Genomic DNA, 24,669 nt, shown 5'->3' with positions numbered 1-24,669 from the left:
GCGAGATGGCCGCGTGGGGTTGCGGTACCCGAGTGCCCGATGGACGCGTCAGCCGGAGGAGAGAGGGGTCCTGTGCGGCTGTCGAGTACAGCTAGCCATTGTGCCATACGCTGGCGGGTTGCCTTGACCGGGCAGGGTGCGCCTGCCCACGTCGGATCGGCACCCGGCGCCGGGGCTGCCTTGGGGCCGCCTACCGGCGCTTGCTGGGTGCCGCTCCCTTTGGGACGAGCGCCGCCCCAGAGGCACGAAGTGCCCACAGCTGAGTACGGCTGCCACGAGCAGCCGTCCGCTCAGCTCGCTGCCGCGCCCACGACCTCCGGGATGCGGAACGGTTTTCCGCAGCCTCCGCACACGATCGGTGCCTGGGCCAGCACCGAAGGGACGACCCGTACGTTGCGGCCGCAGTCGCACACCGCCTTGACGCGGACGCCTCCTCCGGAGGAGCCGTGGCGGGCGGCCGGGCCGCGGAACGAGCGGGCTGTGTCGGCGGCGGTCGCGACCGTGTGGGCCTTGAGCGCGCGCTGCAGGCGCTCGATCGTCGGGCGGTAACGCCGCTTCGCCTCGGGGTTGAGCGTGACCAGGGAGAAGCCACTGCTGGGATGCGGCTCCTCGGGGTGGTCGAGGCCCAGCTCCTCGGCGATCGCGAGAAATCTGCGGTTGTGATACCGGCCGGCGCGCGAGGTGTCGCGGACTCCTCGGGCGGCGGCGATGCCGTGGACTGCCTCATGAAGCAGTCGCTCGAAGGAGAGTTCGTGCCCGCAGGCGGACGACGACTCCCCGATCAGGGACTCTGGCGCGGCAAGATCCGGCAGCTCGGGGTGGTGCCGCTGAATGTCGGCCCACGCCCCTGCCAGCTCTGCGGCGAGAACAGGTGGTGTCGTGCTCACGTCGTGACAACGAGCCGGGGTGCCTCTGTGTTCCTATTCCGGGGCATCCCAAATAATTTGCACGTACCCGTCAGTTGCCGCTGATGCGTCCTGACGAGGGCGGGTGCGCTGATCTGCGGAGAAGCCTCACAGCTCGTAACAAGGCGGTACGTAGGTATACGTACGCCCCGGCGCGTAGACGGTGTCCGCGCGCCGGGGCACCTGAGGTCAGCAGATGCGCAAGAGACGTTTCGGTCGCCCTCGGGGGCTACTCAGTAAGCGCGCGCCACGACGGCGACGTTACCGGGTGCGTCGTCGGCGTCGGGTACCGACCCGTCCTCGGCGACCAGACACCGTACGGTCACGGAGTGCTCGGCCAGCTTGGCCTCGCCCTCTTCGCCGAGGTCGGCCCAGGGAATGCGCGCCCAGCCGCCGGCGGTGGCCGCCTCGACGGCCTCCTCGATCGTCGACACCTCCGACGTACGGGACTCGCGGCGCTCGCGTGCCTGCTTCAGAAGCAGCGCCTGGTCCTCTTCGAGGACTGTGGGGAGCAGGCCTACGAGCGCGTCGATCGCCACCGGCTCTTTGCCGCCGGGGATGCGGCGGGCCAGCATCGCGGTGCCGTTCTCCAGGTCACGGGGGCCGACCTCGATGCGTACGGGTACGCCCTTGAGCTCCCAGTCGACGGCGCGGCGCCCGAACGGGGTGTCCGTACGGTCGTCCACCTGGACGCGTACACCCGCCGCCTTCAGTTGATCGCCGATTTCGCGGACCTTGGCCAGAACCGCATCGTCCCCCTTGATCGCGAGGACGACCGCCTGCACGGGGGCGAGCCGCGGCGGCACCCGCAACCCATTGTCATCGCCGTGCGACATGATCAGGCCACCCACCATGCGGGTCGACGACCCCCAGGAGGTCTGCCAGACGAGCTCCTGCTTGCCGTCCTTGGACAGGTACTGGGTGTGGAAGGCCTTGGCGAAGTTCTGCCCGAGCTCGTGGCTGGTGCCCATCTGGAGGGCCTTGCCGTCGCCCATCATGGCTTCGAGCGTGAGGGTGTTGATGGCACCCGCGAAGCGCTCGCTGGGAGTCTTGCGCCCGAGCACCACGTCGATCCCGAGGACGTTCACCATGAAGTCCGCGTAGACCTTCTCGTGGATGTACGCGGCGTAGTCCCGGGCGTCCTCGTACGTGGCGTGGGCGGTGTGGCCCTCCTGCCAGAGGAATTCCGTCGTACGGAGGAACACGCGCGGGCGCATCTCCCAACGGACCACATTCGCCCACTGGTTGATCAGCAGCGGCAGATCGCGGTAGCTCTGCACCCACTTGGAGAAGTAGTCGTTGATGATCGTCTCGGAGGTGGGGCGGACGACGACCGGCTCCTCCAACTCCTTGCCGCCGGCGTGCGTGACGACCGCGAGCTCGGGGGCGAAGCCCTCGACGTGCTCGGCCTCCTTCGTCAGATACGACTGCGGGATGAAGAGGGGGAAGTACGCGTTCTGGGCACCCGCCTCCTTGATACGGGCGTCCATTTCCTGCTGCATCCGCTCCCACAGCCCGTACCCGTACGGTCGGATGACCATGGTGCCGCGTACCGGCCCGTTGTCGGCCAACTCGGCCTTGTTGATCAGGTCCTGGTACCAGCGCGGGAAATCGTCCGCCTGGGGCGTGAGAACGGGTGCCTTTGCCATGCGGCGATGGTACGGGGCCACGTTGCCGGAATGTGAATTCTCGCGGCGCGCACGCGGAGCGCACAAGCCGGGCGCCGCAACCCCTGGACGCCACGTCGAGCGCGGAGTTTCCTGACATACGGGGGGAGTGCGGCGCACTGCACGGGGGCCAGGGAAACGGGGCACAGCGGCAACTCTCGGCGGATTGGGGCGCTTTCGATGACACCTACGCTCGTGCGGCAGCACCGACCTCACGCGGGGCCGGCGCCCCGGGTGAATCAGTCTGCACGCGCGCGTGACTGGGCCGAGATCCAGGAGCGGATGCTGGTGCCGCTCTACGAAGCCGTCTACGAGCGGCTCGAAGTGGGCGGCGGGACGCGGCTGCTCGGCCTCGGCTGCGGGTCGGGGCTCGCTCTTCTGATGGCGGCCGCTCGGGGCGCCGCCGTCACCGGTGTCGACTCCTCGTCGCCCGAGCGGCTGGCCCTTGCGCGCGAGCGGTTGCTGCCCGACGCGTGGGGCACGCGCGCGCGTGCGGACACCCGGCTCGTGGAGGGGTCACCCGCGGACGCGGCCGTCGCGGGGGCGCCGGCGTACAACCTGGTGACCGCGTTCGAACCGATCGGGTGTGTGGCCGGGGACTCCGAAGGGCTGGGCTCGCTGCTCGGCTCGGCCACGCCGCTTGCCGAGCGGGGGGCGCCTGTGGTGCTGGTCGGGTGGGGGCCGCCGGAGCGGTGCACCACCTCCGCCGTGCTGCGGGTCGCCACCAAGTTGGCCGATCCCCTGCGGGGAGCGGGGAGTTGGCGCGCTGCCTGTCGGGACGACCTGGAGGAGGTCGCTCAGCGGGCCGGGCTGCGGCCGGACGGGTCCGGGCGGGTTGCCTGTCCGTTCGGGTACGCCGATGTGGACAGTGCGGTGCGGGGGCTGTTGTCGACGGGGGTGTTCGACGCGGCGGTCGACGCCACCGATCAGGTGCAGGTCGACAAGGAGCTGACCGAGGCGCTTCATCCGCATCAGCGGCGGGACGGGACGGTGTGGATGCCGAACGTGTTCCGGTACCTGATCGCTCGTACGGGCTGAGGTCGCAGGCGTTTTTCGCCCCCTCCTCCCCTACCCGTCCCGCATCTGGGGCTGCGCCCCAGACCCCGCTGGGTCGTTCTTCGGCTGCGGGTGGGTGGGGGCTGGTCGCGCAGTTCCCCGCGCCCCTTACGGGGCGGGGCGAAGCCCGCCTTACCCCAGCCTCTTGACCCCTGCGATCCGGTACGCCTCCGCCTCCTCCAGTGTCTCGTTCGCGAGGAGCGCCTCCGCGAGGGCGTCGAGTTGTCCACGGTGGTCGCTGAGTTTGTCGCAGGCCTCTTCGTAGCACTCGTCGACGATGCGGCGCATCTCGTGGTCGATGGAGTCGAGGGTCGCGGGCGCGGCGGCAAGGCCGTAGGCCTGTTGGGCGTCGTTCGGGAGGGCGGAGAGGCGGCCGACTCGTTCACTCATACCCCAGCGGGCGACCATGCCGCGGACGATGTTGGTGACCTGTTCGAGGTCGTTCTCCGAGCCCGTCGTGATGACTCCGAAGACGACGTGTTCGGCGGCCATGCCTCCCAGGGCGCCGATGATGCGGCCGCGGAGGTACTGCTCCGTGTAGGAGTACCTGTCCGCTTCCGGGGTCGACAGTGTCACACCCAGGGCACGGCCGCGCGGGACGATGGTGACCTTGCGGACCGGGTCGGCGCCCGGCTGCAGCATGCCGAGGAGGGCGTGGCCGCTCTCGTGGTAGGCGGTGCGGCGGCGTTCCTCCTCCGGCATGACCAGTGAGCGTTCCGCACCCAGCTGCACCTTTTCCAGCGCTTCGGAGAGGTCCGTCTGCGTGACCTTCTCCTGCTTGCGCTTGACCGCCAGCAGGGCCGCCTCGTTGGCGAGATTCGCGAGGTCCGCTCCGGTCATGCCCGGGGTCGTACCGGCCACCTGGGAGAGGTTCACATCGGGAGACAGCGGAATGTCGCGGGTATGGATCTCCAGGATCGCCTCGCGGCCACCGCGGTCGGGGGGCGAGACGTTGACGATGCGGTCGAAGCGGCCGGGGCGGGTGAGCGCCGGGTCCAGGATGTCCGCGCGGTTCGTCGCGGCGATGACGATGACGCCCTCGGAGCCCGAGAAGCCGTCCATCTCGGTGAGGATCTGGTTCAGCGTCTGCTCGCGCTCGTCGTGGCCGCCCATGGCGGAACCGCCCGCCCGCGCCCGGCCGATCGTGTCGATCTCGTCGATGAAGATGATGGAGGGGGCCACCTTGCGGGCCTCGGCGAAGAGTTCGCGGACCCTGGACGCGCCCACGCCCACGATCATCTCGATGAACTCCGACGCGGAGGCCGAGAAGAACGGAACGCCCGCCTCCCCCGCCACCGCCCGTGCGAGCAGCGTCTTGCCGGTTCCCGGCGGACCGGAGAGCAGCACGCCGCGCGGCATCTTCGCGCCCATCCTGCGATAGGCGTCCGGGTTCTTGAGGAAGTCCACGACGTCGTTCAGTTCGCCCTCGACCTCGTCGATCCCGGCCACGTCCGCGAAGGTCGTGCGCGAGGCGCCGGGCTGCAGTTCGACCGGCTTCGGGGGTGCCTTGCGGCCGAGCATGCCACCCGCGCCGCCCATGCCCGCCCGCAGCCGCCGGGCGAAGAAGACCCACAGCACCACCAGGACCACGATCGGGGCCAGGGAGAGCAGCAGGTTGGAGAGGAAGCTGCGCTGCTGGACCACCGGTGAGGCGGTCACCATGACCTGGTGTTTCTCCAGGTTCTGCCAGAGCTTGTCGTCCGCGAAGGACGGGCGCTGGGTCTTGAACTTGGTGTACTTCCCGCCGCCCTCCGGGTTGTCCTGGGCGTTCTTGAGCTGGCCCTGGATCGCGTCGCCCTTGGAGTAGATCTTGGTGATGTTGCCGTTGTCGACCTGCTTGCTGAACTCCGTGTACGAGATCGTCGGCTCGTTGCCCTCGTTGAAGAAGGACAGCACCAGGATGGCGACGACGAACACGACCAGGGCGGCAATGACCAGGCCGATCCAGCCGCCGGGCATCCTCCTCCTCCCGGAGGGCGGCCCGGTCGGCTCCGGCGGCGTTCCCTCGGTACGCCACGGCTGATCAGGATCCTTGCGTGGCGGCGCAGGGTTGCTCATATCTGGACGTTACGACACGAAACGCCCGCCAGCACCCGCACACAACACACTGGGGGCGCCCCTCGGACGAGGGGCGCCCCCAGTGACGTACCGGCGCGATCGCCCGTACGAAGAAAAACGTCAGCCCATGAACTTCTTGAACTCGTCCGGCAGCTCGAAGTCCTGGCCGCCCTGCTGCGGCAGACCGAACGCATTGCCACCCTGGGCGCCCGCCTCGCGGCGCTGCGCCTCCTCGAGCTCCTGCTGCTTGCGCTTCATCGGGTTGCCGGAGCGCTGCTTGCCCTTGGCCTGCTTCGCCTTCTTCTTGGTGCGGCCGGGGCCGCCGCCCATGCCCGGCATCCCGGGCATCCCGGGCATGCCGCCGCCCTGAGCCATCCGGGACATCATCTTGCGGGCCTCGAAGAAGCGCTCGACCAGGCCCTTGACCGCGCTGACGTCGACGCCGGAGCCCTTGGCGATACGCGCGCGGCGCGAGCCGTTGATGATCGTCGGTTCCTGGCGCTCGGCCGGGGTCATCGACTTGATGATCGCGGCCGTGCGGTCGACGTCGCGCTCGTCGAGGTTGTTGATCTGGTCCTTGATCTGGCCCATGCCCGGAAGCATGCCGAGCAGCTTGCTGATGCTGCCCATCTTCCGGACCTGCTCCATCTGGGCCAGGAAGTCGTCCAGGGTGAAGTCCTGGCCCTTCTTGGACGCCAGCTTGGAGGCCATCTTCTCGGCCTCTTCTTGGCTGAACGTCTTCTCCGCCTGCTCGATCAGGGTGAGCAGGTCCCCCAGGTCGAGGATGCGGGAGGCCATCCGGTCCGGGTGGAAGGCGTCGAAGTCGTCGAGCTTCTCGCCGTTCGACGCGAACATGATCGGCTTGCCGGTGACCGACGCGATGGAGAGGGCCGCGCCGCCTCGGGCGTCACCGTCGAGCTTCGACAGGACGACGCCGTCGAAGCCGACGCCGTCGCGGAAGGCCTCGGCGGTGTTGACCGCGTCCTGACCGATCATCGCGTCGACGACGAAGAGGATCTCGTCCGGGGAGACGACATCGCGGATGTCCGCGGCCTGCTGCATCATCTCCTGGTCGATGCCGAGGCGACCGGCGGTGTCCACGATCACGATGTCGTGGACCTTGGTCTTCGCGAACTCGATGGAGTCCTTGGCGACCTTGACCGGGTCACCGACGCCGTTGCCCGGCTCGGGCGCGTAGACCGCGACGCCCGCGCGCTCGGCGACGACGCTGAGCTGGGTGACGGCGTTCGGGCGCTGGAGGTCGGCGGCGACCAGCAGCGGCGAGTGGCCCTGGTCCTTGAGGTGCTTGCCGAGCTTTCCGGCGAGCGTGGTCTTACCGGCACCCTGCAGACCCGCGAGCATGATCACGGTGGGCGGGTTCTTCGCGAACCGGAGGCGGCGGGTCTCGCCGCCGAGGATCGTGACGAGCTCCTCGTTCACGATCTTCAGAACCTGCTGGGCCGGGTTCAGCGCCTTGGAGACCTCGGCACCGAGCGCGCGCTCCTTGACGTTCTTGATGAAGGTCCGCACGACCGGCAGGGCCACGTCGGCCTCGAGGAGCGCGATACGGATCTCGCGTGCGGTGGCGTCGATGTCAGCTTCGGACAGCCGGCCCTTGCCCCGCAGGTTCTTGAACGTCGCTGAGAGGCGATCGGAGAGAGTATCGAACACGGCGCTCGTCTGTCCTCAGGGGTCGGGGGCGAAGGGAATCGCCCTCCAGGGTATCTGGCCGCGTGCGGTGCGGTCTCCACCGCGTTCGTACGAGACCGGGAGCACCCCCCCGATCTCGTACGGGACAAGGGCTCTAGCCCCGCAGCGTCTCCTCCAGGGCGCCGGCCACCGAAGCCGCCTCCTCCCCCGGCAGGGGCGCGCCCTTCGTGCCGGTCACGTAGAAGGCGTCCACCGCGTTCGCGCCGAGCGTGGAGACGTGCATGCTCCGCACCCGGACGTTCGCGTCCTCCAGGGCCCGCCCGATGCGGTGCAGCAGGCCGGGGGCGTCATGGGCGCGGACCTCGATGACCGTGGCGTGGCGGGAGGCCGCCGAGGCGACCGTCACACGGGGCGGCGGCGCGACCGTCCCCCGGCGGCGGGGGTAGGCGGCGTCCCGTTCGGCGAGCCTGGCCGTGATGTCGAGGGAGCCGTCCAGGGCGCGTACGAGATCGGCGCGCAGGCGGGCGGCCTGCGGCAGGGAGCCGTACTCGGCGGCGACCCGCCAGTTGAGCAGCAGCACCGAGCCCTCCACGCCGTCGGGCAGGTCGAGGGCGCGCAGCTCGGCGGTGCGGACGGTCAGCCGGTGCATGGCGAGGACGCCCGCGACCACGGGGAGCACACCGGGCTGGTCGGGCACGGCGATGAGGAGCTCCACGCCCAGCGGCTCCGGATCGCCGGCGGTCTCCTCGGCCGGCGGCTCGGTCTGCGCGCGCAGCGCCAGTACGGGCCCGCCCGTCCGGAACGCCTCGATCGCGAGCCGCTCCTGCTCGGCCGTGGGCGCCGCGTCCTCGGGCTCCTCGGGGGCGTCCCCGGCGAGCACGGCCGAGACCCGCTTGACCAGGTCGGCGACGAGGGAACCGCGCCACGAGGACCAGGCGGCGGGGCCGGTGGCCAGCGCGTCCGCCTCGGTCAGGGCGTGCAGCAGTTCGAGGGTGCCCTGCGAGCCGACCGCCTCGGCGACCGAGCGGACCGTGGCCGGGTCCTCCAGGTCACGCCGGGTCGCGGTGTCGACGAGCAACAGATGGTGGCGTACGAGGGCGGCGAGCACCGCCACGTCCGCGCGGTCGAAGCCGATCCGGGCGGCGACGTCCCGCGCGATGATCTCGCCCGCCACGGAGTGGTCGCCGGGCCAGCCCTTGCCGATGTCGTGCAGCAGGGAAGCCACGAGCAGGAGGTCGGGGCGACCCACGCGGCGGGTGAGCTCGGAGGCGCGGACGGCCGTCTCGATGAGGTGGCGGTCGACGGTCCAGATGTGCACGGCGTTGCGCTGCGGCCGGCAGCGGACCCGCTCCCAGTCGGGCAGGAGCCGGGTGATCAGGCCCTCCGCCTCCAGCGCCTCCCAGACCTCGACGGTCGGGCGGCCGGAGCCGAGGAGCGTGACGAGCTGTTCGCGGGCTTCGGCGGGCCAGGGCGCGGGCAGGGGGCGCGCCGCGGCGGCCATGCGCCGTACGGCGTGCAGGGACAGCGGGAGCCCCGCCTGTGCCGCCGCGGCCGCGGCGCGGAGCGGGAGTACGGGATCGCGCTCGGGTCGTGCGGCCCGGGCGAGGACCACCTCGCCGTCCATCTCGACCACACCCTCGGCGAGCGGGGAGCGCTCCGCGGCGGGCTTGGCGCCGCCGCCGAGCATGGCGCGCAACCGCGGACGCACAGCGCGCGAACGCAGCACGCGCCCCACCTCGCGCCAGGTGACGTCACTGGCGTACGAGACGACGCGCGCGGCCTCGTACACCTGGCGCAGCAGGGTGTCGGCGTCCAGCAGCCCCAGTTCCGCGGCGACCTGGTCCTGCTCCTGGAGGGAGAGGCGGTCGGTGGCGCGTCCGGTGGTGAGATGCAGTGCGTCGCGTACGTCCAGGAGCCTGCGCCGGGCGTCCGAGAGGCCCTCGCGGGGCGCGTCCGCGAGCCAGGAGGCGGCGACGGCGCGCAGGGCGGTGGCGTCGCGCAAGCCGCCGCGCGCCTCCTTCAGGTCCGGTTCGAGGAGGTACTGCAGCTCGCCCTGGCGCTCGGCCCGTTCGGCGCACAGTTCCTGGAGTTCGGGGAGACGTTTCGGCGCAAGGTTCCGCCAGTCGGCGAGGACGGCCGTACGCAATCCGGCGGTGAGGCCGAGGTCGCCCGCGAGATGCCGGGCGTCCAGCAGCCCCAGCTGCACCTTGAGATCCTCGGCCGCGGTCTTGCGAGCCTCGGCGGGCGTACGGACGGAATGGTCGAGAGCGAGACCCAGGTCCCAGACGGGGTACCAGATGCGGTCGGCGAGGGCGGCGACCCCGCCGGAGTCGCTGCCGTCGTGCAGGAGCAGCAGATCGAGGTCGCTGCGGGGAGAGAGTTCGCCGCGTCCGTAGCCGCCGACGGCGACCAACGACACCCCGCGCAGTCCTTCGGAGCCGGCGGTGAACAGGCCGGTCAGCCAGTCGTCGGTGAGTTCCGCGAGGGCGGCACGGCGCGGCGGCCCGGACCGCGCCCCCTCCTGGAGGAGGCGCAGCCGGGCCGCCGCGTAGCCGCTGGGTCCCGAGTCCTCTGCTTCCGTACGCATGTCCGTACTCGTCACCCAGCGACTCCTGTCTTTCTTCTTCTTTTGAGCGGGTCCGGTTAGAGCGCGTCCGGGCCGCGCTCGCCGGTCCGGACCCGGACGGCTGTCTCGACCGGGATGGACCAGACCTTGCCGTCACCGATCTTGCCGGTGCGGGCCGCCTTCACGACGACGTCGATGAGCTGTTCGGCGTCGTCGTCCTCGGCCAGCACCTCGATGCGGATCTTGGGGACCAGGTCGACCGTGTACTCGGCGCCACGGTAGACCTCGGTGTGGCCCCTCTGCCGACCGTAGCCGCTGGCCTCGGTGACCGTCAGACCGTGTACCCCGAAGGCCTGCAGGGCCTCCTTGATCTCGTCGAGCCGGTGGGGCTTCACGACGGCGGTGATGAGCTTCATGCGTCCACCTTCTTGCTCTCCGTGGCGGCCGGGGCCGAAGCGGCGGACCCGACGACGCCGCCGCCGGCGCCACTGAAGTCGTATGCGGTCTCGGCGTGCTCGGCCTGGTCGATGCCCGCGATCTCCTCATCCTCGGTGACCCTCATGCCCATCGTCTTGTCGATGAGGAAGGCGAGGATCGCGGAGGCGATCAGGGAGTAGGCGAGGACGGCGAAGACACCGGCGCACTGCTTCCAGAACTGGGTCATGCCGCCGCCGTAGAAGAGACCCTCCACGGTGGACTGGCCCTTGCCGCTGGCCAGGAGGCCGATCAGCAGGGAGCCGACGACACCGCCGACCATGTGGACGCCGACGACGTCGAGGGAGTCGTCGTAGCCGAACCTGTACTTCAGACCGACGGCCATGGCACACAGCACACCGGCGATGACACCGACGGCGATCGCACCGAGCGGGGAGACCGCACCACCGGACGGGGTGATGGCGACCAGACCGGCGACGGCGCCCGAGGCGGCACCCAGCGTGGTGAACGCGCCGTGGCGGATCTTCTCGTAGATGAGCCAGGCCAGCATGGCGGCGGCGGTGGCGATCTGAGTGTTGACGAACATCAGCGCGCCGACGCCGTCGTCGTTGCCGAGCCACGAACCGGCGTTGAATCCGAACCAGCCGAACCACAGCAGACCGGAGCCGAGCATGACCAGCGGAAGGCTGTGCGGACGCATCGGGTCCTTCTTGAAGCCGACGCGCTTGCCGATGACCAGGATCACGCCGAGCGCCGCGGCACCCGCGTTGATGTGGACCGCCGTACCACCGGCGAAGTCGATCACGCCCAGATCGAAGGCCCAGCCACCGGTGCCCCAGACCCAGTGGGCGACCGGGAAGTAGACGACCGTGGCCCACAGCGCGATGAACAGCGACCACGCCGTGAACTTCACGCGGTCCGCCAGAGCGCCGCTTATCAGCGCGGGCGTGATGATGGCGAACATCAGCTGGAAGACCATGAAGGCGAAGATCGGGATGGTGTACCCGGGCCACAGCTGCGTCAGGCCGATGTCGCTGAGGCCGACCCAGTCCGACGTCCAGCCGATGATCGAGCCCTTGTCGGTGCCGAAGGCGAGGGAGAAGCCGTACAGCACCCACAGGATGGTGATGATCCCCATGCTGATGAAACTCATCATCAGCATGTTGAGGGTGCTCTTGACGCGGACCATGCCTCCATAGAAGAAGGCCAGGCCGGGCGTCATGATCAGCACCAGGGCGGAACAGATGAGCATGAACCCTGTGTTGGCGGCAGACAGCTTGGGTGCCTCTGCGGCAAGGGTGATGGCTGGTGCCATCGGCGTCTCCTCGTCGTTGGTACGGCCCCGTGCGGGCGAAGCCTGAGTGGGCGTGAGGGGCGGGCCGGTTATGCGCCATGAGATTGGCGCAGCGCGGTTTCCGTCGAAGCCCCTCGATGTTTCGCCGCAGTGACGAAGAGGTCCTGTGTGTTACGCGTCCATGAACTGCCAGATACCGGGCCGAGCGATCGTTATCGTGGCGCAACCTTCTTCGAAGGCGAATAAACCGGCCACGGTCGGCCGTCCGATGACCTGGCATGGGGGAGCCGAGTCGGGCAGTTCGGGACAGCCGGCCGTGGCCGGAGTACTGGGCCGGGGCCGCTTGCGCGGCCGATTCAGACCGCCTCGGCGGTCTCGGGCAGGTCGATGGCGAGCTGGTCGGTGAGGTCGATGACCTCGGCGAGGTCCCCGAAGTCGCGGGCCGCCGTGTCGACCGTCTTTCGGATACGAGTGTTGACGCGCTCGGAGCGCACCTTCTTGGCGACCGTCATCGCCTCCTTGGCCAGCACCGCGCTCTGCGCGGGCTCGCGCTGCAGGAGGTGCACGGTGGCCATGCCGATGAGGTTGAGTGCGTACGAACGCTGGTGCTCCTGGTCCTTGCCGAAGCGGTCGACGGCCTCCTGCATCAGGGGCTCGGCCATGGACGCGTACGTGGGGCTGCGCCCGGCGACGTAGGCGAGGTCACGGTAGGAGTGCGAGTTCTCGCCGTACAGCTCGGCCTTCGAGAAGAACCGGATCCAGTCGGGGTCCGGGTCGTCCCACTCATGGACGTCGGCGAAGGTGTCCTCGGCCATCCGGACGGCCCGCTTGCACTTTCCTGGCTGGCCCATGTTGGCGTAGGCGCGGGCCTCCATCGCATACAGCATCGACTGGGTGCGCGGGCTCGCGCAGTCACGGCTTCCGTACTGCGCGAGATGGATGAGTTCCAGGGCGTCGTCGGGCCGGCCGAGATGGATCATCTGGCGGCTCATGCTGGAGAGGATGTACGAGCCGAGCGGCTTGTCGCCCGCTTCCTTGGCGGCGTGCAGGGCGAGCACGAAGTACTTCTGCGCGGTGGGCTGGAGCCCCACGTCGTAGCTCATCCAGCCCGCCAGTTCGGCCAGCTCCGCGGCGACCTTGAACAGGCGTTTGTTGGTCGCGGCGGGCTGGGGCTCCTGCAGCAGGTCCGTCACCTCGTGCAGTTGCCCGACGATCGCCTTGCGGCGCAGACCGCCGCCGCACTGGGCGTCCCACTGCCGGAACATCACCGTGGTGGACTCCAGGAGGTCCAGCTCCGGCTTGGAGAGCCGGCCGCCGCGGCGGGTCGAGGCCGGGGGCTCGGGCTCCTCGTGCGGCGCTGTGGGCGTGGGCACGAGCCAGCGCTGCATGGGCTCGATGAGCGCCGGGCCGGCGGAGAGGGCCAGTGAGCTGCCGAGGAAGCCGCGGCGCGCCAGCATCAGGTCGCTGCGCGAGTACTCACTGATCAGCGCCACGGTCTGCGGGCCCGTCCAGGGCAGGTCGACGCCGGACACGGACGGTGACTGGTGGGCGGCGCGCAGGCCGAGGTCCTCTACGGCGACGACACAGCCGAAACGCTCGGAGAACAGCTCGGACAGGATTCGCGGGATCGGCTCCCGCGGGTTCTCCCCGTCCAGCCAGCGGCGCACCCGCGAGGTGTCCGTGGAGATGTGATTGGCCCCCAACTGGCGGGCCCTGCGGTTCACTTGACGCGCGAGCTCGCCCTTCGACCAACCGCTGCGCACGAACCACGAGCCGAGCAGCTCATTGGGGCGCTTGTCAGCGTTCGTCCCGCTTTCGCCGTTGCCGCCCACTGGAACGCCCCCATCCCTGAGACCACTTGCACGCTGCGTGCGCCCAAGCCCTATCAGAATGCCGGTAAATACGGCCGCGCGTCCGGCAGTTCTCACCCTTCGAACGGGAAGCCGACTTGCCCTTGGCATACCCACGAGTGCACACGTCCCCAGGACTCGTGCACTCAAAGTAATCCTACGATCACCCGTCCAGCCATGGCGATCCCGCAAACGCCACCATTCGCCACCCCTTCGAATGAACTCCGGGTCGCCTGCGCGCGATTCACTTGACATAGGACGACCGGGAGTGCGGCGGAGCGATGTGCGCCGGGGCGCACGATGTCGAGCGCACCACCCGGGGCACCACAAAGCGCCGCCTGGACCGCGCGGCACGGGAAGTCGGGAACAGAGGGTCACGTTCCGGTTTCCTAACGTAACCACCGGTGCGTCGAACCCGTTGGAGGGGGCATGGGCTTCACGATCGGCAGCAGTCGGGGGATGCGCGAAATCCGGCCCGGCTCACGGCGCCGCGGCCGCTCGTCGGAGTGCACCGCCGTGGCCGAGTTCACCGGGCTGTGGGGCTGGGACGTGGTCCCGGGCGCCCGGGCCGCCGCCGGAGCGTGCTCGTGCGGCAAGGCCGACTGCCCCGCACCGGGCGCGCACCCGCTGGACTTCGCGCCGACGATCCCGGCCGGCGCCACACTCGACGAAGCGACCGAGGCCTGGGCCGAGTTCCCGGGGGCCGCGGTGATGCTGCCGGTCGGCCGCGCCTTCGACGTGATCGAGGTCGCCGAACCCGCCGGGCGCCGCGCACTCGTCCGCCTCGAACGCATGGGGCTCCCCCTCGGACCGGTCACGGCCACCCCGGACGGCCGCGCCCACTTCTTCGTCGCCCCCGGCGCGGCGGCCGAACTCCCCGAGCTGCTCTACCGGATGGGCTGGGACGACGCGTCCCTCGACCTGCACGGCCTGGGTCCCGGTACGTATGTCACGGCCCCGCCCTCCGGCCGAGGCGGCCTCGGCCCGGTCCAGTGGCTGCGTTCCCCCGCCCTGGACTCGGCGACGAAGCCACCGCAGGCACGGCTGCTGCTCGGCACGTTGGCGTACGTGGCGCATCGGTCGCGCGTGTAGCTCCCGGCGCACGGGTCGCGCGCCCGGCTCCCGCCGGGCGACCACAGCGAAGGGCCCCGCCTCATCTGCACCATGCGGCGGGGCCCTTCCCTTTTTTGCGCCTGACCGGCTCTGCTCTCGATTTTGCGCCTGACCGGCGCCTCTCTCGCGGACCAGGCCGATCGCCGCCGTGGTTCCTCAATTGATGGTTGCGGTCCGTGGGCGGAGAGAGCGACGGCCGGCGGCCGCTAGGGCCTGTCCGGCGGATCAGGTCGGAGGAGAGCTGCGGCGCCTCATAACCGCAGGTGAGCGGGGCCTGGTGCGTCCAGCTGCAAGGCGGAGGAGGGCGACGACGCGGAGCGTCGGCAACCGACGACAACGCCGCAGATGGGCGTGCCAGGCCCCGCGTCTCCGACATGATCTGCCGGACAGGCCCTAGTCGCCGATAAGAGCATCCACGAACGCCTCGGGCTCGAACGGCGCCAAGTCGTCGGCGCCCTCGCCCAGACCCACCAGCTTGACCGGCACCCCCAGCTCGCGCTGCACCGCGATGACGATGCCGCCCTTGGCGGTGCCGTCGAGCTTGGTCAGCACAATGCCGGTGATGTCGACGACCTCGGCGAAGACGCGGGCCTGGATCAGACCGTTCTGCCCGGTCGTGGCATCCAGCACGAGCAGCACCTCGTCCAGCGGCGCGTGCTTCTCCACGACGCGCTTGACCTTGCCGAGCTCGTCCATCAGGCCGGTCTTGGTGTGGAGCCGGCCCGCGGTGTCGATGAGCACGACGTCGTAGCCCATCTCCTTGCCTTCCTTGACCGCGTCGAAGGCGACGGAAGCGGGGTCGCCGCCCTCGGGCCCGCGCACGGTGTAGGCACCGACCCGATCGCCCCAGGTCTGCAGCTGCTCGGTAGCGGCGGCACGGAAGGTGTCGGCGGCGCCCAGGACGACGGTGCGGCCGTCGGCCACCAGGACGCGGGCGAGCTTTCCGGTGGTGGTGGTCTTGCCGGTGCCGTTGACGCCGACGACCATCACGATGCCGGGCTTGCTGGCCTCGGGCTCGGTCTTGACGACACGGTCGAAGTCGGTGCCGACCAGGTTCAGGAGCTCCTCGCGCAGCAGGCCGCGCAGCTCCTGCGGAGTACGCGTGCCGAGCACCTTGACGCGCTCGCGCAGCCGCTCGACCAGCTCTTGGGTGGGCTGCACGCCGACGTCGGCGGTGAGCAGCGTGTCCTCGATCTCCTCCCAGGTGTCCTCGTCGAGGTGCTCGCGCGAGAGCAGCGTGAGCAGCCCCTTGCCGAGCGCGTTCTGCGAGCGGGAGAGACGGGCGCGCAGACGTACGAGACGTCCGGCGGTCGGCTCCGGGATCTCGATCTCGGGAACTTCGACAACGGGTGTGGGCTCCTCGACGGCGACCGACGTGGCCGCCGAGCCCTCGGGGAGATCCACCTCCTCGATCGTGCGGCGCGGTTCTTCGCGCGGCGTCTCGGCCTCGTCGCCGACGTGCGGCTCGGCCGGAGGGGCGGTGATGTCGGGGGCGGCGGGGGGCGGCGGGGGCAGCTGCTTCCGCTTGCGACTGCCGATGACGAGCCCGCCGAGCGCGCCGATCACGACCACGGCGATGACTACAGCAAGGATGACGGTTTCCATAACGCCCCCAGTATCGGCCATCGGTCCCGCAGGAGGCGGAATCCCTTCCCCGGGCGAGATTCCGTAGCTTCCTCCAAAGGGCATAAGTCACTAGAGGGCACTATTCGGCACAAAGTATGATGATCCGCCATGAGCACCACCGAGCCCTCCGATGGCGCCCTCGAAACTCCTGCCCTCGAAACCCTCGAAACCCGCGGCATAGAGCCCGTCCCCCACTCCGAACGCACCGCGAGAACCCGCGACCTCTTCCCCACCTGGGTCGCCGCCAACATCAGCGTCCTGCTGCTCACCATGGGCGCGAGCCTGGCCGTCACGTACGGACTCAACTTCTGGCAGACCCTGGTCGTCGGTGTCGCGGCGCCGATCGTGTCGTACGGCCTGGTCGGGCTGATCGGCATCGCGGGCAAGCGCGGCGGGGCTCCCGGCATGGCCTTGTCCCGCGCGGTCTTCGGCCAGCGCGGGAATCTCCTTCCCGGCTCACTGATCTGGATCGCCCGCTGGGGCTGGGAGACGATCAACGCGGTGACCGGCGCCTATGCGCTGCTCACCGTCCTCGACATCCTCTTCGGCATCAAGAGCAACAGGTTCCTGGTCATCGTGACGCTGCTGCTCTTCGTCATCACGACGTTCGCGATCTCGGGCCTCGGCATCAACGCCGTCCACAAGTGCAACAAGTGGGCGACGTACCTCTTCGGCGGCTTCTCCGTGCTCGTCCTCGGCTATCTGATCGTGGACACGGACTGGAGCAAGGTCTTCGGACAGGCGGCCGGCCAGACATCCCTGATGATCACGGGCGTCGGCCTCATCGCCGCGGGCGGCATCAGCTGGGTGCCCTCCTCCCCCGACTTCACGCGCTATCTGCCGCGTACGGCGTCGTCCGCGGCGATCGTGCGCAATTCCGTCGGCGGCGCCGGCATCGTCGTACTCCCCATGGTCCTGATGGGCGCCGTGATGGCGGTCTCCACTCCGGATCTGGCCTCGGCCGCCGACCCGGTCTCCTTCCTCGGCGCGATCCTGCCGCTGTGGATCGCGGTGCCGTATCTGCTGATCGCCCTGGTCGGCATGCTGCTGATCAACGCGATGTCGATGTACTCGGCGGGATTCACCGCGCAGACGCTCGGCTTCGAGGTGCCGCGGCACTGGGCGGTCTCGGTCAACGCCGTGATCTCGCTGGTCTTCGGTGGCGTCCTGATGCTGGTCGCGACCAGCTTCATGGGCTCCTTCATCGCGTTCCTGTCGCTGCTCGCCGTCGCCTTCTCGGCATGGGTGGGCGTGTTCGGGGCGGACATGCTGCGCCGCAAGGAGTACGACGCCGAGGCGCTGCTCAACACCACGCGCACCAGCGCCTATTGGTACCGGGGCGGCTTCAGCCCCGCCGCGGTCGCCGCGTGGGCGGTGGGGCTGGGCAGCGGACTGCTGTTCACGACGTCCGACTGGTTCACGGGCCCGCTCGCCGCCGACAACCCCATCGGCGAGTACGGCCTCGGCTGGGTGGCGACGATCGTGGTCTCCTTCCTCCTGTACGTCGTTCTGCCGAAGCCCGCGGTGACCACGACCGAGCGGCCCGAGCCCGCCAAGGAGGCCGCCGCTATGGCTGTCTGACGCACCGTCAGCTACCGTCCCCCTCCACACACGAAGGGGGACTCCCCATGCCCGTAACCGTCGTACGCTTCAACCTCGTTGACCCCGACGCCACACCCGCGTCGCTGAGTGCCCGCTACAAGGCGGCGGTCGAGATGGCCGCGTACGCCGACGACCGCGGGATCACCACCGTGCAGACCGAGGAGCACCACGGCGTCGCCAACAACTGGCTGCCCTCGCCGTTCGCGTTCGCCGGCGCGGTCTTCGGCGCGACCCGGCAGATCGCGGTCACGGTCTCCGCGGTCATCGGCCCGCTGCACGACCCGCTGCGCCTCGCCGAGGACATCGCCGTACTCGATCTGCTCAGCGGCGGACGGCTCGTCACGGTGGCCGGAATCGGCTACCGGCCCGAGGAGTACGCCCTCTTCGACGTCGACTGGAAGCGGCGCGGCAAGCTCCAGGACGAGCTCCTGGAGACGGTGCTGAAGGCGTGGACGGGCGAGGAGTTCGCGTACCGGGGCCGTACGGTACGGGTCACCCCGCGCCCCTTCTCGGATCCGCACCCCCTGCTGCTGGTCGGCGGTTCGTCCAAGGCCGCGGCCCGTCGCGCCGCCCGGCTCGGGCTGCCGTTCTTCCCCAGCGCGCACCTTCCCGAGCTGGAGGCGTACTACAAGGAGCGGCTCATCGAGTACGGCACCGAGGGCTGGACTATGATGCCCGCCGCCGAGACCCCGCTGCTGCACATCGCCGAGGACCCGGACCGGGCATGGGCGGAGTACGGCGGCCACTTCCTGCACGAGGCTCGGACGTACGCCTCCTGGCAGTCCGGCGACATCCGCTCGGCGGTGAAGTCGGCGGCCACGACGGTCGACGAGCTGCGCGCCGAGGGCGTCTACCGGATCCTCACGCCCGACGCGTGCGTGGAGCAGGGTCTGGACAACTTCGTGCTGCATCCGCTGTCCGGCGGGATGCCGATCGACGAGGGCTGGCGCAGTCTGCACCTGTTCTGCGAAAACGTACTGCCCCGGCTCAGGGCCCTCGAAGGAATCGAGGGCTGAGCCGGGGCGGTACGTCTCTTACGAGTACGAGGAGAGGGGCAGCGGGGACTTGGCCCTTCTCCCCGAGTTTCGGGGAGCCTATGGCAGGAGGCTCAGCCCATCTCCTCCAGGGCCTTGCCCTTCGTCTCCTTCACGTACTTGAGCACGAAGGGGATGGAGAGCGCGGCGAAGATCGTGTAGATCACGTAGGTCGCGGAGAGGTTCCAGTCGGCCAGCGACGGGAAGCTCGCGGTGATGGCCCAGTTGGCGATCCACTGCGCGGAGGCGGCGACGCCCAGCGCGGCGGCGCGGATCCGGTTCGGGAACATCTCGCCGAGGAAGACCCAGACCACGACACCCCAGGAGAGGGCGAAGAAGAGGACGAAGATGTGCGCGGCGATCAGGGCGGTCCAGCCCTGGGCGGCCGGCAGCTTGCCGTCGACGAGGTCGAAGGAGAAGGCCCAGGCCTCCAGGCCGAGACCGATGACCATGCCCACGGAACCGATGAGCGCGAGCGGCTTACGGCCGATCCGGTCGACGAAGATCATGGCGATCACGGTGCCGATGATGTTGATGATCGACGTGGTGAACGAGTAGAAGAACGAGTCCGACGGGTCGACGCCGACCGACTGCCACAGCGTCGAGGAGTAGTAGAACGCGACGTTGATGCCGACGAACTGCTGGAAGACGGAGAGGCCGATACCGACCCAGACGATCGGCTTGAAGAAGAAGCTGCCGCCGAGCAGGTCCTTGAAGGTCGACTTGTGCTCACTCTTCATGGCGTGCTCGATCTCCAGCACGCGGGCGTCCAGGTCGACGTCCTTGCCCTCGACCTCCTGCAGCACCTCACGGGCGCGGGCGTCGCGGCCGACGGAGATCAGGAAGCGCGGCGACTCCGGGATCGCGAAGGAGAGCAGACCGTAGAGGACGGCCGGGACGACCATGACGCCGAGCATGACCTGCCAGGCCTCGAGGCCGAGGAGCTTGCCGCGCTGGTCGCCGCCGGCGGCGTTCAGGATGCCCCAGTTGACCAGCTGCGAGATGGCGATGCCGATGACGATCGCGGCCTGCTGGAAGGATCCGAGGCGTCCGCGGTACGCGGCCGGAGCGACCTCGGCGATGTAGGCGGGGCCGATCACGGAGGCCATACCGATGGCGAAACCGCCGATGATGCGCCAGAAGGCGAGGTCCCACAGCGCGAAGGGCAGTGCCGAACCGACGGCGCTGACCGTGAAGAGGACGGCGGAGATCTGCATGCAGCGGATGCGGCCGATGCGGTCGGCTATGCGACCCGCGGTCGCCGCGCCGATGGCGCAGCCGATCAGCGCGATGGCGATGACCTGCGCCAGCGCCGCGGAGCCGATGTCGTAACGGCTTCGGATGGCTTCGACGGCGCCGTTGATCACGGCACTGTCGTAGCCGAAGAGGAAGCCGCCCATCGCGGCCGCCGCCGCGATGAAGATGACATGGCCGAGATGCTCGGGATGAGCTTCCCGGGCTCCGGATTGAGGTGCCTGCGCAGTGCTGGTCACGTGTAACTCCTCGGGCCACCGGCCTCGCTGCCGGTGGGGTGGGGGCAAGCCCTTCAGGGGTGGTTCCAGTGGCGCACAACTTCACGCCGCCCACCACCTGAAGGTAAAAGCAACGTTGCAGAGACTATGCCTTCAAGTATCGAAGTCAACAGTTCTCCTGCTGTGAATTTTCGGCGCAGGAGTGTGACGCTTGTGTTCAATACTTGAACTCAGAAGGAAGCCCAGGTCATGACCGGTGTGGGCTACACGTATCTAGCGGAGCCGCTGGCTGATGACCTTCGACACACCGTCGCCCTGCATGGAGACGCCGTACAGCGCGTCGGCGACCTCCATCGTGCGCTTCTGGTGTGTGATCACGATCAGCTGCGAGGCCTCCTGCAGCTCCTGCATGATGCGGATCAGCCGCTGCAGGTTGGTGTCGTCCAGCGCCGCCTCGACCTCGTCCATCACATAGAACGGGCTGGGCCGCGCCTTGAAGATCGACACGAGCATCGCGACGGCGGTCAGCGACCGCTCACCGCCGGAGAGCAGGGACAGCCGCTTGACCTTCTTGCCCGGGGGCCGCGCCTCGACGTCCACACCCGTGGTGAGCATGTTGTCGGGATCGGTCAGGATCAGCCGCCCCTCCCCTCCCGGGAACAGCCGGCTGAAGACCCCCTCGAACTCCCGGGCCGTGTCCCGGTAGGCCTCGGTGAAGACCTGCTCGACACGCTCGTCGACCTCCTTCACCACCTGAAGCAGGTCGGCACGTGTCTTCTTGAGGTCCTCGAGCTGCTCGCTGAGGAACTTGTGGCGCTCCTCCAGCGCCGCGAACTCCTCCAGGGCGAGCGGGTTGACCTTGCCCAGCTGCTGGTACGCCCGTTCGGCCGACTTGAGCCGCCGCTCCTGCTCGGCGCGGTGGAACGGCCGGGGCTGGTTGCGCGGATGCTCCGGGTCCTCGGGCAGTTCCTCGCCCTCGGCGGGGAGCGAGGGCGGCACGAGCTGGTCGGGACCGTAGTCCGCGACCAGTCCCGCCGGTTCGACACCGAGCTCCTCCAGCGCCTTCGACTCCAGCTGCTCTATGCGCAGCCGCTTCTCGGCGCCGAGTACCTCGCCGCGGTGAACCGAATCCGTGAGTTTGTCGAGCTCCGCCTTGAGGTCGCGGCCCTCGTTGCGGGCGACGCCGAGCGCCCGCTCCCTGTGCGTCTTGGCGTTCTCCGCGGCGCCCCGCTCCTCCTCGGCCCGGGTCAGCGAGACCTCGACGTGCGCGAGCAGCTGACGCGCGCCGGAGGCGACGGCCTCGGCGACCGCCGCCTCGTGCCGCAGCCGGGCCCGCCGCTGCTCGGCACGCGCGCGTGCCTCACGTTCGGCGCGCGCGGCCCGGTCGAGTCCGTCGGCCCGCCCCGCGAGCCCCTTGACCCGCTCCTCGTGCGTACGCACCTGGAGCCGGGCCTCCATCTCGGTCTGCCGCGCGTTGGCGCCGTCGGCGGCGAGCCGGTCGCGCACGGAGGTGTCGGGCTCCTCCTCGACGGGCATCTCCTCGGCCACGGCGAGCCGTTCGGCCAGCTCCTCGGCCTCCTCCACGGCCCGGTCGAGCGCCTCCTGTGCCCGAGCGGCGGCGGCCGTGCTCCGCTCGGCCTCCCCGGCAGCTCCGCGTGCCTGTCCGGCCAGCCGCCCGAGCTGCTGCGCCACGGACGACTTCTCCCGCTCGGCGGCCCGCCGCCGCTCGCCCAACTCCTCGACGAGCGCGGCCCGTTCCTTGCGCTGTTCGGTGGCGAGGTGCTGGGCCTCGGTCAATTCCTCGCAGCGTACGGCGAGTTCTTCGAGCTCGGCCGCCGCCTCGTCGACCGATGCCTGCACTTCGAGCAGACTCGGCGCCCCGGCGGAGCCGCCGTGCGCGAAGTGCGCCCCGAGCAGGTCGCCCTCGGCGGTGACGGCGGTGAGCTCGGGCCGCGCGTAGACGAGGTCCTCGGCGTCTTCGAGGGTGCCCACGACGACGATCCCGCGCAGCAGTCGCCGTACGGCGGGCATGAGTTCGGCGGGGCCCCGGACGAGGTCCGCGGCATACGGGGGCAGCCCATCGGCCCGGTGCACTTGAGGGGACACGCCGTCGGGGGTGCCGTACGCGCCGCCGTGCCGCGCCGCATCGCCCGCGCCACCCGGCGCCCGGTACTCACTGGCATCGACCCCGATTCGCGTACCGCTCCCTGCCTCGTGGCGTACGTCATCGAAGGCGCCGTACGCATCGCCGCGCCCCGTTGCGGGCACCTCGCCGGGAGCACCACTCGCGACGCCTGGTGCCAGGTGCTCCCCGGCCCCGGTCTCGGCCTCCTGGCGTACGTCATCGGTGGCGCCGTGGGCCGGCGGCGGGCCCGCGGGCCGTGCCGCCGCGGGAACGCCCGAACCGTCCGTGGACTGCCCGGCGCCCCGCCCTGTCAGGTCAGCCGCCGGCCGCCCTGCCGCAAGGGAGCCCGATCCCGCCGGAACGTCCCTGCGTACGGCCCCGGGCAGCCGGCCGGAGCCGTCGTCCCGTGCCTTGCTCGCTCCGGGCTCTTCCGGTGCGCCCGCCAGCAGCAACGCCGCGCGCCCAGCGTCCTGCTTGCGCAGCAGGCGGATGGCCTCCGCCGCGGAGGCGGGGGTGGTGACCGCGATCGCGTCCGCCGCGGCGCCGAAGGCCGCGGCCAGGGGAACCTCGAAGCCGGGGGTCACCGACAGCAGCTCGGCCGCGGGCCCGAGCAGCCCCGTCAGACGGTCCTTCGCCCCGAGCAGCGCTCCCGTGCCGTCCTTGCGGCGCAGCCCCAGGGCGAGGGCCTCGTGGCGCGCCTGGGTGGCGGCGCGCCTGCGTTCGGCCGCCGTGGCCGTCTCACGGGCCGCCGTCAGCGCGGCCTCCGCCTCGGCCAGCGTCCGCTTGGCCGCCTCGTGTCGCTCCGTCAGCTCCGCGTCCCCCGCGTCGAGCCCGTCGACCTCGGCCTTCAGCTGCTCGTACTCCTCCTGGGCCACGACCGCGCGCTCCTGAGCCTCGTCGCGGGCGGAGGCGAGCCGGTCGATCTCGGCCTGTGCGGAGGCTGCGCGCGAACGGGCGGCGTTGACCTGGCCGTTGAGACGGGCGAGGCCCTCGCGACGGTCGGCGATGGCGCGGGCCACGTCCTTGAGGCGGCGCTCCTCGACGGCGAGCTCGCGCTCCAGCTCGGCGCGGTGCGCGACGGTGTCCTCCAGGGCCCGCTCAGCCGCCTCCAGGGCCGCTTCGAGCTCGGCCTCCTGCTCGCGGATCCGCGCGGCCTCGCGCTCCATGTCCTCGGGGTCGCGGCCGCGCCGCTCCTCGGCGGGCACCGAAGTGGCGCTCTTCACGCGCGCGTCGGCCAGCGAGATCGTGCCGCGTACCCGCTCGGCGAGCTGCGAGAGTTCGTACCAGGTCTGCTGGGCGCGCTGGAGGCGCGGCGTGAGCTGCCGTACCTCGTCCTCCAGGAGAGCTTCTCGCTGGAGCGCCTTCTTCAGCTCCGCCTCGGCGGCTTCCTTGCGTCCCTTGAGCGCGGCCTCGTCGGCGATCTCGGTCTGCAGCGCCTGGCGAAGTCGTACGAGATCGTCGGCCAGCAGGCGCAGACGCGCGTCCCGGAAGTCGGCCTGGATCACGGCGGCGCGGCGGGCGACGGCCGCCTGGCGGCCGAGAGGCTTCAACTGCCGCCGCAGCTCGTCCGTCAGGTCCTGCACGCGCGCGAGGTTCGCCTGCATCGCGTCCAGCTTCCGCAGCGCCTTCTCCTTGCGCTTGCGGTGCTTGAGGACGCCCGCCGCCTCTTCGATGAAGGCGCGGCGACCCATCGGATCGGCGTGCAGGACGGAGTCGAGCTGGCCCTGGCCGACGATGACGTGCATCTCGCGGCCGATGCCGGAGTCGGACAACAGCTCCTGGATGTCGAGGAGACGGCAGGTGTCACCGTTGATCTGGTACTCGCTGCCGCCGTTGCGGAACATGATCCGCGTGATGGTGACCTCGGCGTACTCGATGGGCAACGCCCCGTCCGAGTTGTCGATGGTCAGCGACACCTCGGCGCGGCCGAGCGGTGGACGGCCGGTGGTGCCGGCGAAGATGACGTCCTCCATCTTGCCGCCGCGCAGCGACTTGGCCCCCTGCTCGCCCATGACCCAGCTCAGGGCGTCCACGACATTGGACTTGCCCGAGCCGTTGGGCCCCACGACACAGGTGATACCCGGCTCGAACCGCAGCGTGGTCGCCGAGGCGAACGATTTGAACCCGCGCAGGGTCAGGGCCTTGAGGTGCACGCCGCCGGACTCTACCTTTCGTGCCGGTCTCACTCCATGAACGCGCGGTTTCACCCATGAACG

Annotated in this window: 15 protein-coding genes; 4 read left to right on the top strand and 11 right to left on the bottom strand. The window is 70.1% G+C overall.

The features are described 5' to 3' along the window. Positions 1 to 290: 290 nt before the first annotated feature. A complete protein-coding gene (locus AB5J53_RS34200) occupies positions 291 to 887 on the bottom strand; it encodes a hypothetical protein (RefSeq protein ID WP_369249461.1) in 597 nt (198 codons plus the stop codon). Between the two features lie 251 nt (positions 888 to 1,138). Further along, positions 1,139 to 2,554 (bottom strand): proline--tRNA ligase, encoded by a 1,416-nt coding sequence (gene proS, locus AB5J53_RS34195; RefSeq protein ID WP_369249460.1) that lies wholly within the window; start codon positions 2,552 to 2,554, stop codon positions 1,139 to 1,141. Between the two features lie 198 nt (positions 2,555 to 2,752). Between proS and AB5J53_RS34190 the strand changes: the two genes are divergently transcribed. Next, entirely contained in the window at positions 2,753 to 3,610 is an 858-nt protein-coding gene (locus AB5J53_RS34190; RefSeq protein WP_369249459.1) for an SAM-dependent methyltransferase, read from the top strand. A 150-nt stretch (positions 3,611 to 3,760) separates the two neighbouring features. Here AB5J53_RS34190 and ftsH read toward each other — a convergent pair whose 3' ends face one another. The 6 genes from ftsH to AB5J53_RS34160 form a co-directional block, all read right to left on the bottom strand. Next, positions 3,761 to 5,686: an ATP-dependent zinc metalloprotease FtsH gene (ftsH, locus tag AB5J53_RS34185; RefSeq protein WP_369249458.1), complete on the bottom strand. Its 1,926-nt coding sequence runs from the start codon at positions 5,684 to 5,686 to the stop codon at positions 3,761 to 3,763. 120 nt (positions 5,687 to 5,806) lie between these two features. Next, a complete protein-coding gene (gene ffh, locus AB5J53_RS34180; RefSeq protein ID WP_369249457.1) occupies positions 5,807 to 7,357 on the bottom strand; it encodes a signal recognition particle protein in 1,551 nt (516 codons plus the stop codon). Between the two features lie 133 nt (positions 7,358 to 7,490). Next, positions 7,491 to 9,938 (bottom strand): [protein-PII] uridylyltransferase, encoded by a 2,448-nt coding sequence (locus AB5J53_RS34175; RefSeq protein WP_369249456.1) that lies wholly within the window; start codon positions 9,936 to 9,938, stop codon positions 7,491 to 7,493. 41 nt (positions 9,939 to 9,979) lie between these two features. Further along, complete coding sequence (locus tag AB5J53_RS34170) at positions 9,980 to 10,318, bottom strand: P-II family nitrogen regulator (protein WP_054235369.1); 339 nt, start codon at positions 10,316 to 10,318, stop codon at positions 9,980 to 9,982. Continuing rightward, positions 10,315 to 11,652, bottom strand: coding sequence for an ammonium transporter (locus AB5J53_RS34165; RefSeq protein WP_369249455.1), 1,338 nt, complete (start codon positions 11,650 to 11,652; stop codon positions 10,315 to 10,317). Before AB5J53_RS34165 ends, AB5J53_RS34170 begins: the two co-directional genes overlap by 4 nt. A 335-nt stretch (positions 11,653 to 11,987) precedes the next feature. Next, positions 11,988 to 13,463, bottom strand: coding sequence for a hypothetical protein (locus AB5J53_RS34160; protein ID WP_369249454.1), 1,476 nt, complete (start codon positions 13,461 to 13,463; stop codon positions 11,988 to 11,990). Positions 13,464 to 13,910: 447 nt separating this feature from the next. Between AB5J53_RS34160 and AB5J53_RS34155 the strand changes: the two genes are divergently transcribed. Further along, complete coding sequence (locus tag AB5J53_RS34155) at positions 13,911 to 14,573, top strand: bifunctional DNA primase/polymerase (protein ID WP_369249453.1); 663 nt, start codon at positions 13,911 to 13,913, stop codon at positions 14,571 to 14,573. Between the two features lie 414 nt (positions 14,574 to 14,987). Here the strand turns inward: AB5J53_RS34155 and ftsY are convergent, their stop codons facing one another. Further along, positions 14,988 to 16,199: a signal recognition particle-docking protein FtsY gene (gene ftsY / locus AB5J53_RS34150; RefSeq protein ID WP_369249452.1), complete on the bottom strand. Its 1,212-nt coding sequence runs from the start codon at positions 16,197 to 16,199 to the stop codon at positions 14,988 to 14,990. Between the two features lie 129 nt (positions 16,200 to 16,328). On the opposite strand from ftsY, the gene AB5J53_RS34145 reads away from it, so the two are divergent. Beyond that, on the top strand, positions 16,329 to 17,801 hold the full coding sequence (locus AB5J53_RS34145; RefSeq protein ID WP_369249451.1) for a cytosine permease: 1,473 nt from the start codon (positions 16,329 to 16,331) through the stop codon (positions 17,799 to 17,801). Between the two features lie 47 nt (positions 17,802 to 17,848). Beyond that, positions 17,849 to 18,838, top strand: coding sequence for an LLM class flavin-dependent oxidoreductase (locus tag AB5J53_RS34140; RefSeq protein ID WP_369249450.1), 990 nt, complete (start codon positions 17,849 to 17,851; stop codon positions 18,836 to 18,838). A 92-nt stretch (positions 18,839 to 18,930) separates the two neighbouring features. Here AB5J53_RS34140 and AB5J53_RS34135 read toward each other — a convergent pair whose 3' ends face one another. Both AB5J53_RS34135 and AB5J53_RS34130 read right to left on the bottom strand, forming a co-directional pair. Continuing rightward, a complete protein-coding gene (locus AB5J53_RS34135; protein ID WP_369249449.1) occupies positions 18,931 to 20,349 on the bottom strand; it encodes a sugar porter family MFS transporter in 1,419 nt (472 codons plus the stop codon). Between the two features lie 252 nt (positions 20,350 to 20,601). Then, positions 20,602 to 24,606 carry an AAA family ATPase gene (locus tag AB5J53_RS34130; RefSeq protein ID WP_369249448.1) on the bottom strand — a complete coding sequence of 1,335 codons (4,005 nt, stop codon included), beginning with the start codon at positions 24,604 to 24,606 and terminating at the stop codon, positions 20,602 to 20,604. Positions 24,607 to 24,669: the final 63 nt, after the last annotated feature.

It is taken from the genome of Streptomyces sp. R41 (genome assembly GCF_041053055.1).
Lineage (GTDB): Bacteria > Actinomycetota > Actinomycetes > Streptomycetales > Streptomycetaceae > Streptomyces.
The sequence above is the reverse complement of the archived record's forward strand: the minus strand, read 5'-3'. Positions and strand labels throughout refer to the sequence as shown.